General features: G+C 39.5%; 5 protein-coding genes, 1 rRNA gene and 2 riboswitches. All 6 genes read left to right on the forward strand.

Annotated elements, in window-relative coordinates:
- Positions 1-120 precede the first annotated feature (120 nt).
- Positions 121-1,080 carry an AAA family ATPase gene (locus N0O92_RS19755; RefSeq protein ID WP_315616363.1) on the forward strand — a complete coding sequence of 320 codons (960 nt, stop codon included), beginning with the start codon at positions 121-123 and terminating at the stop codon, positions 1,078-1,080.
- Positions 1,077-2,213 carry a DUF58 domain-containing protein gene (locus N0O92_RS19760; RefSeq protein ID WP_315616364.1) on the forward strand — a complete coding sequence of 379 codons (1,137 nt, stop codon included), beginning with the start codon at positions 1,077-1,079 and terminating at the stop codon, positions 2,211-2,213. The genes N0O92_RS19755 and N0O92_RS19760 overlap by 4 nt, the downstream gene beginning before the upstream one ends.
- Positions 2,214-2,234: 21 nt before the next feature.
- Positions 2,235-4,418 (forward strand): transglutaminase TgpA family protein, encoded by a 2,184-nt coding sequence (locus N0O92_RS19765; protein WP_315616365.1) that lies wholly within the window; start codon positions 2,235-2,237, stop codon positions 4,416-4,418.
- Positions 4,419-4,459: 41 nt separating this feature from the next.
- A riboswitch (purine riboswitch) is annotated at positions 4,460-4,561 on the forward strand.
- A gap of 109 nt (positions 4,562-4,670) precedes the next feature.
- Entirely contained in the window at positions 4,671-6,212 is a 1,542-nt protein-coding gene (gene guaA / locus N0O92_RS19770; RefSeq protein WP_315616366.1) for a glutamine-hydrolyzing GMP synthase, read from the forward strand.
- 90 nt (positions 6,213-6,302) lie between these two features.
- Positions 6,303-6,404: riboswitch (purine riboswitch) on the forward strand.
- 111 nt (positions 6,405-6,515) lie between these two features.
- On the forward strand, positions 6,516-7,817 hold the full coding sequence (locus tag N0O92_RS19775) for an NCS2 family permease (protein ID WP_315616367.1): 1,302 nt from the start codon (positions 6,516-6,518) through the stop codon (positions 7,815-7,817).
- Between the two features lie 488 nt (positions 7,818-8,305).
- Positions 8,306-8,431, forward strand: a 16S ribosomal RNA gene (locus N0O92_RS19780); the annotation flags it as partial.

Here is an 8,431-nt window from a genome sequence, read left to right on the forward strand (position 1 = left end):
GAGTTTTAAAGGAAAAGGTTTAGTGTTTCTCTTGAAATTGGTAATGCAATTGTAACGTTTTTTCGAAGCTGAAATGGTATGATGGAAATAGACTGGTTTTTATTAGATTGGAGGCATTACATGGTTGCAGCAGTGGAACAGATTGAAAAAGTGATCGAAAATATTGAACGTGTCGTTGTCGGTAAAAGGAAAGAGGTTGAATTAAGCCTTGTTGCGCTTTTTACTGGTGGACATGTTTTGCTAGAAGATGTACCAGGAGTTGGAAAAACAATGATGGTCAAAGCCATTGCGCGTTCTCTTGGTGCTGAATTTAAACGAATTCAATTTACACCAGATCTTCTGCCTTCAGATGTGACAGGGGTATCTATATACAATCAACATAAACAAGAGTTTGAATTTCGTCCAGGTCCTATTATGGCTAACATTGTACTGGCAGATGAAATTAATCGAACGTCTCCTAAAACCCAATCAGCTTTATTGGAATCTCTAGAAGAAGGCAGTGTGACGGTAGACGGGGAAACATTACAACTTGAAAAGCCTTTCTTTGTCATGGCAACACAAAACCCTATTGAGTATGCTGGGACATTCCCATTGCCAGAAGCACAACTGGATCGTTTCCTACTAAAGTTGAATTTAGGTTATCCTACGGCATTAGAAGAGCTTGAAGTATTAGAGCGCCTACAGTATAAACATCCCCTTGAAGATCTTGAACCGACGATGACAACAGAAGAAGTCGTTATGATTCAATCGGAAATTAGTAAAGTGCATGTTAGTGAAGATGTGAAAATGTATATAATTGACCTTGTTCATGAAACAAGAAAAAACCGTTATGTGGAGCTTGGCGTGAGTCCGCGTGGGACGATTGCTTTAATGAAAGCTTCGCAAGCGTATGCATTTTTACAAGGACGAGACTACGTGTTGCCTGATGATGTAAAACATTTAGCACCTTATGTACTTGCACATCGAATGATCGTAACAGCCGAAAGTAAAATGTCTAATCGAACCGCAGAAGACGTTGTCTCGTTAATTTTGGAACAGGTACAAATTCCTGTTAACCAAAGAAGGTTGACACGCTCGTGAATAAAGGGAAAGTTATCATAAAGTATTTGCTGCTACTCGTGTTTTTAGTGGCAGTCTTTTCATATGCGATGTTTCAGGGTGGCTTTGTAAGCTGGTTTTTGTTTTATAGTATCGTTACGGTCATTGTTTCTACTATTTTAGTGGCTTTATATCCTTTTCAAATTCTTCGAGTAGAACGTGACGTTCATAAGGATGTTTTGCCATCAGGTGACACCTTAATCGTTACCGTTACACTGCATAAAAGAGCGATCCAACCATTTTTTTACGTGAGAGTCCAAGATTTAATTCCTTCGTCACTTGGAACGTATGAAGAATGTGGGGCTCTCTTTTTCTTTTCCTTTCAAAGAAAGCTTGTTTTTTCGTATGAAATTCGCGATGTAAAAAGAGGTACATATAAGTTCGAGAGTTTATCACTCGTTTTTGGGGACTTATTTGGGTTATTTGAAAGGAAGAAGGTAGTACCTTGTGAAACAAAGGTGTTTGTTTACCCGCATGTTCATCAGTTGTCCACTTTGCCTGTACAAGGGATCCCAAAAAACGTGGATGGGACGATTCAACGTTCGTTTGAAGAAGATCGCTCGTTGGCGGGTGTTAGACAATATGTACCGGGGGATCGACTGACTTCCATTGATTGGAAGCAGTCGGCGAGGTCATCAAAATTGATGACAAAAGAATTTGAATCGTATCATGGTGAAGGGATTGTGCTTGCAGTTGATACGGCTATTGGTGACCGAAATGAGCAAATGTTTGAACATTCTATTGAATTAGCTGCATCTTTAATGGTGAAGTTTGCCGAGAAACACCCAGGCCTAAAGGTTGCTGTCAAATATCAAGATTGGTATTTGGTAGAGGTGACGCGACAAACAATATCCAAGGGGCTTATGGCGCTTGCTCAAGTCGAACCAAGAGTGGAGGCAACTCCTGTTATTCATAAAATGTACCGTGAGTGGACTGGGATGCAAGTTTATTATGTTAGTTCACAAATAAATGGCCAGTTGCTAGCGATATGCAGAACATTAATCGAGCAAAAGGTAATGGTAACCGTCTGTGTAGTAGCTGTTTCCGAACAAGACCGCCATGTACTTATGGAATTAGAAAAGATCGGAATTGCCGTCTTTGTTGAGAATGAGTAAATGAAAGGAGAGGCTGAAGTCATGCGTCTAGATAAAAAGCAAGCTGAAACAGGAAGAGATTTTCTTCTTTACGGATTAAGCTTTTTGCTGCTAATGGAATGGCTTTTGCCACTCCCGCACATCACAGATACAGGTTATATGATTGTTTTTGTGCTTGTAACAGCCGTATTTTTCTTTATTACATTTTTACAATTGCCTGTCATTGTATCAATGTTATTAAAATCGCTCGTTGTTTGTTACGGTCTATATCTTGTTTTTATTGATGGGCCGTTTCTATCTTTAGATTGGGTGTTTCTCATTGGAGGGGACATTTTTTCTAATATAAACATGATGTTATCAGGTGGTTGGTATGGGTTAACGGACTTATTCCGAAGCTTTTTGTTTTTTGTTTTACTGGCTATCATGAGCTATCTTTTGTTTTACTGGACTGTTCATGCTAGAAGAGTATTATTCTTTCTTATTTTTACGATTATCTATATCACGGTTATCGATACATTTACGATTTATGATGCAACATTTGCTATTATTCGTACGTTTATTATAGGTTTTCTACTGCTTGGTCTTGTTACCATGTATCGAATTATTGAACAGCAAACGATGTATCAAGCCCCTAAACTATTGCCGGTTCGTCTGGGGGTTCTGCTTGTACTACTTATAAGTGCGGGTGGAATTTTAGGTTTATTATCACCCAAGCCTGATCCGCAATGGGACGATCCTGTTCCTTTCGTTCGTGCAGCTGTTGGAATGGGGGAAAATGGATCGGGGGAATTGGTTCAACGAATTGGTTATGGTGATAATGACGAGCGTTTAGGTGGGGGATTCATTGATGATGACACACCTGTGTTTTATGCAGCGTCTACGAAAGAGCATTATTGGCGTGGTGAAACGAAGGATTACTATACTGGTCGAGGATGGGAGACGACAACACCTGTACAAAGAAAAAGTTTCTTGTATGGTGATCGTGGACAAGGGATCGTTGAGTACGAATATTTAGAAGCGGAGATCCGCTTTCCTGAACGAAGAACAGGTTTTGACCATTTGTTCTACCCAGGTGAATTAATGCTAGGTGATCGACTGATGGGGGCTGAACTTTTTCAGGATGCTTTCACAGGAAAAGCGAGTACGTATCATGGTTCTCAATCTATTAGGTTAGAACATTATCGATATGAATACTTGTATCCTAGTTATCAGATTGATGGATTACGTGCTACAAATGAGCAGGATCCACAGGAGATTCGAGATTACTATACTCAGCTTCCGGATGATCTTCCTAGTAGAATACGAGATCTTGCTATGGAGATAACAGAGGGAGAAAGCAATCGGTATGACCGAGCAAAAGCGGTTGAGTCTTATTTTAGTCGCGCTGACTTCCGATATGAAACTCAAGATGTTCCTGTTCCTAGGGAAGGTCAAGATTATGTTGATCAATTTTTGTTTGAAACGATGCGTGGATATTGTGATAATTTTTCAACGGCTATGATTGTATTACTTCGTTCCATCGATATTCCGGCCAGATGGGCAAAGGGCTTTACTCAAGGTGAGCTTGTAGAGTCGCTTGACGATTCACGGAATGTTTATGAAGTGACTAATGGGAATGCCCATTCATGGGTCGAGGTTTATTTCCCCGAGTTAGGATGGGTACCGTTTGAGCCTACGCGTGGGTTTGAGAATACGTATGATTTTAATGAGCCTGAAGTGGAGCAAGAGGAAGCAGAAGAGGATGCAAGAGAGGACGAACATGAAGATGAAAGAGAGCCGGAAGTAGAAGACGTTTTTGCTGATCTTGAAGGGGATGATGATCAGTCAGACTCAAGTAGTGCTCCTTCTCAAAATTGGAAGATACCCGGTGGGCCCTGGATTTTAATGGGGGGGGTAATAGCTGTTATCCTTTTCATTCTTGCGAAAAACAAACGAATTGTTCAATATTATACATGGAAAAAATTCAGGCGTAGAAATGACAAAGAGGCATTTTTACAGGCGTATGATCGTTTGTTATGGCTGTTAAAATATGTAGGATGGAAACGGGAAAATGGAGAAACACTTAGAGAATACGCAGCGAGAATGGATAAACAGTTTCAAACAACCGAAATGACGAGTTTGACTATAGAGTACGAACGTATTATGTATGGTGGTCAGTCAGAAGAAGCAAGTTGGACGAGGCAAAAGCCGAATTGGTTGGCGTTTGTTCGTAAAATCGATTCTTGACCGTCTGAAAGCTCACTGATAAAATGAATCAGTGTTTAAAAAGTGTATAAAGAATCGACCTTCGTATATCCTTAGGAATATGGCCTAAGAGTCTCTACCGGATTACCGTAAAAAATCTGACTATGAAGGCAGAAAGAAGAACTAGAATTTTTCTGCCTTCCTTGTTATATTTTTAAATTGGACAAGCGGGTGAATTCTAGTTTTTTTTGTGAGTCGGATGTACGAATGAAATCATAAAAAGGGTGGGAAAGCATGACTGAATTAAACCAAGAAATGATTGTTGTACTTGATTTTGGTGGACAATACAATCAATTAATTGCAAGACGTATTCGTGACTTAGGTGTTTATAGTGAGTTGCATTCAAACAAAATTACAGCTGAAGAAATTAAGGCTATGAACCCTAAAGGCATTATTTTCTCTGGTGGTCCTAACAGTGCTTATGTAGAAGGAGCACCAAAATGTGACCCGGCTATTTACGATTTAGGTCTCCCTATCTTGGGAATTTGTTATGGGATGCAGTTAATGACTCAACACTTTGGTGGGAAAGTGGATGCGGCTGATCACCGTGAATACGGAAAAGCAACGATTAAAGTGGAGAACCAATCAAAAATCTTTAAAGGGCTGCCGATTGAACAATCTACTTGGATGAGTCATGGTGATTTAATTACTGCCCCTCCTGAAGGTTTCGTTGTAGATGCGTTTAATCCATCTACTCCGGTAGCGGCAATGAGTAATGAAGAGAGCAACTTGTATGGAGTTCAATTCCACCCAGAAGTTCGTCACTCTGAATTTGGGAATGATATGTTGAAGAACTTCGCTTTTGAAGTTTGTGGTTGCACAGGTGATTGGTCCATGGAAAACTTCGTTGAAGTGGAAATTGAAAAGATTCGTGAACAAGTAGGGGACAAACAAGTTCTTTGTGCTTTAAGTGGCGGGGTTGATTCGTCTGTAGTTGCTGTGTTAATTCATAAAGCTATTGGTGACCAGTTAACGTGTATGTTCATTGATCATGGACTTCTTCGTAAAGGTGAAGCTGAAAGTGTAATGGAGACATTCAGTGAAGGTTTCAATATGAAAGTAATTAAAATTGATGCGCAAGAACGTTTCTTAGGGAAGTTAAAAGGTGTCTCTGATCCTGAACAAAAGCGTAAAATTATAGGTAACGAGTTTATCTATGTTTTTGATGAAGAAGCGGCGAAGTTAAAGGATATGGATTTCTTAGCTCAAGGGACGCTTTATACAGATATCATTGAAAGTGGTACAGATACAGCGCAAACTATCAAATCTCATCACAATGTTGGTGGTTTACCAGAAGACATGCGTTTTGAATTAATTGAACCACTTAACACTTTATTTAAAGATGAAGTGCGTAAGTTAGGAACAGAGCTTGGAATTTCAGATGAAATCGTCTGGCGTCAACCGTTTCCAGGACCTGGTTTAGGGATTCGTGTGCTTGGGGAAATTACGGATGAGAAAATTGAGATCGTTCGTGAATCGGATGCGATTTTACGTGAAGAAATTAAAAAAGCAGGTTTGGATCGTGAAATATGGCAGTATTTCACAGCTCTTCCGAATATGCGTAGTGTTGGCGTAATGGGAGATGCTCGTACGTATGATTATACAGTTGGGATTAGAGCGGTAACGTCAATTGACGGTATGACTTCTGACTGGGCGAGAATTCCTTGGGATGTACTTGAAATTATCTCAACAAGAATTGTGAATGAAGTTAAGCATGTTAACCGTGTCGTTTATGATGTTACTTCAAAGCCGCCAGCAACGATTGAGTGGGAATAAATGTTAAACCCGAATATTTAAATAAAATAAACAAAAAATGTTCGTATTTTAATTGACAAAGGATAAGGTGGTTGATACAATTCTTTTGTGAGGAATTGTATATATTCTTTTCGTATAATTGCGGGGATATGGCCTGCGAGTCTCTACCAAGCTTCCGTAAAGAGCTTGACTACGAAAATCAACCTATCCCTTGTTATATTAGGGTTTGTTATGATTTTTTGTTAGTTAAGCTTCCAAGCGTGATGTATTGGAAGCTTTTTTCTGTTTATATTACGAGTAAGTCGAAAAAATGGAGGAACACAAATGGATCGTTATTTTGGTTTTAAAGAACATGGTACATCGTATAGGAAAGAATCAGTTGCTGGCTTAACGACATTTTTATCAATGGCGTACATTTTATTTGTAAACCCGATGATTTTAGCAGATGCGGGAATGGATCTTGGGGCTGTTTTTACAGCTACAGCATTGGCTGCTGCTCTAGGTACACTAATTATGGGTGTTGTGGCTAAGTATCCAATTGCACTTGCTCCTGGAATGGGTTTAAATGCATTTTTTGCTTATTCTGTTGTTCTTGGATTGGGCATCGATTGGCAAGTTGCTTTGTTTGGGGTATTTTTGTCAGGTATCATTTTTATTTTAATTACAGTTTTTAAGATTCGTGAACTTATTATTAATGCTATCCCTGCTGAGTTAAAGTATGCAGCTGCTGCGGGTATTGGGTTGTTTATTGCTTTTATTGGTTTAAAAGGAGCGGGTATTGTTGTTCCTTATGAAGCTACAGCAGTAACTCTTGGTAACTTATTGGCGCCACCAACGCTGTTAGCTATATTCGGGGTTGTTGTAACAGTTATTTTTATGGTTCGTGGTATTAAAGGTGGTATCTTCTATGGGATGGTACTCACTTCTATAGCTGGTATTATAACGGGCGTAATTGCGCCGCCTGAGGCGATTGTTGGTTCTGTGCCGAGTTTGGCTCCGACGTTCGGTCAAGCCTTTGCGCTTGATTGGTCTACTGTTTTCACGTGGCAATTGTTAGTTGTTGTATTAACGTTCTTATTTGTAGATTTCTTTGATACGGCAGGTACACTTTATGCTGTGGCAAATCAAGCTGGTTTTGTTAAAGATAACAAGCTTCCGCGCGCTGGGAAGGCATTGCTTGCGGATTCGAGTGCAACATCGATTGGAGCAATTTTAGGTACGTCTACAACGACAGCGTATATTGAATCGGCTTCGGGTGTAGCAGCTGGAGGGCGTACAGGTTTTACATCAGTTGTTACAGCGGGACTTTTCTTAGTTGCATTGTTCTTCTCTCCGTTGCTAGCGGTTGTAACAGAGCAAGTAACAGCAGCGGCTTTAATTATTGTGGGGATCTTGATGGCTTCTTCATTAGGGTTAATAGATTGGAAACGATTTGAGATAGCTGTTCCTGCTTTTGTTACAGTTATTGCGATGCCGTTAACGTATAGCATTGCTACAGGGATTGCAATGGGCTTTATTCTGTACCCAATTACTATGGTGGCAAAAGGAAAAGCAAAAGAGGTTCATCCGATTATGTATGTTCTGTTCTTTGTTTTCCTAGCTTACTTTATTTTCTTATCGGAATAGATTTTAATCAAGACAGCACTCTTTCTCTAAGAGTGCTGTTTTTGTTTTGTTTCTCTAAGCGAAGCTTGGAGTAGGGAATTGAGAAAGTCCAGAAAATATCTTTATATATAGTTCGGATGTGTTGTGGTTTTATTGAAAATGAAAAAACTAGTTAAGTCATTCTTTTTTTGTTGATTGATTATTTATTTTTAAAAAAGTATTGACTATTTTTAAGGGGGATGGTAAATTTAATCTCGTTGTCAAAGAGAGTTTCATTTTGACGAAACAACAAGAAAAAAAGTGGTTGACTTTATGAATAACAGTTGTTATGATGTTAAAGTCGCCAACAACGACAAACGAGTTCTTTGAAAACTGAACAAAAGCCAAGCGAAAAGAGATACATGATATCTCGTCAATTTTTTGTCATCGTTTTATTAAAAATGATGAAGTATCGTTAGCGATACATTTTGAGCTATGTTCCATCACTTTAGTGATGAAACTCAAACACTTTTATGGAGAGTTTGATCCTGGCTCAGGACGAACGCTGGCGGCGTGCCTAATACATGCAAGTCGAGCGGACTGATTAAGAGCTTGCTCTTATGACGTTAGCGGCGGACGGGTGAGTAACACGTGGG

The organism is Alkalihalobacillus sp. MEB130, assembly GCF_032335535.1.
Lineage (GTDB): Bacteria > Bacillota > Bacilli > Bacillales > Bacillaceae_D > Halalkalibacter.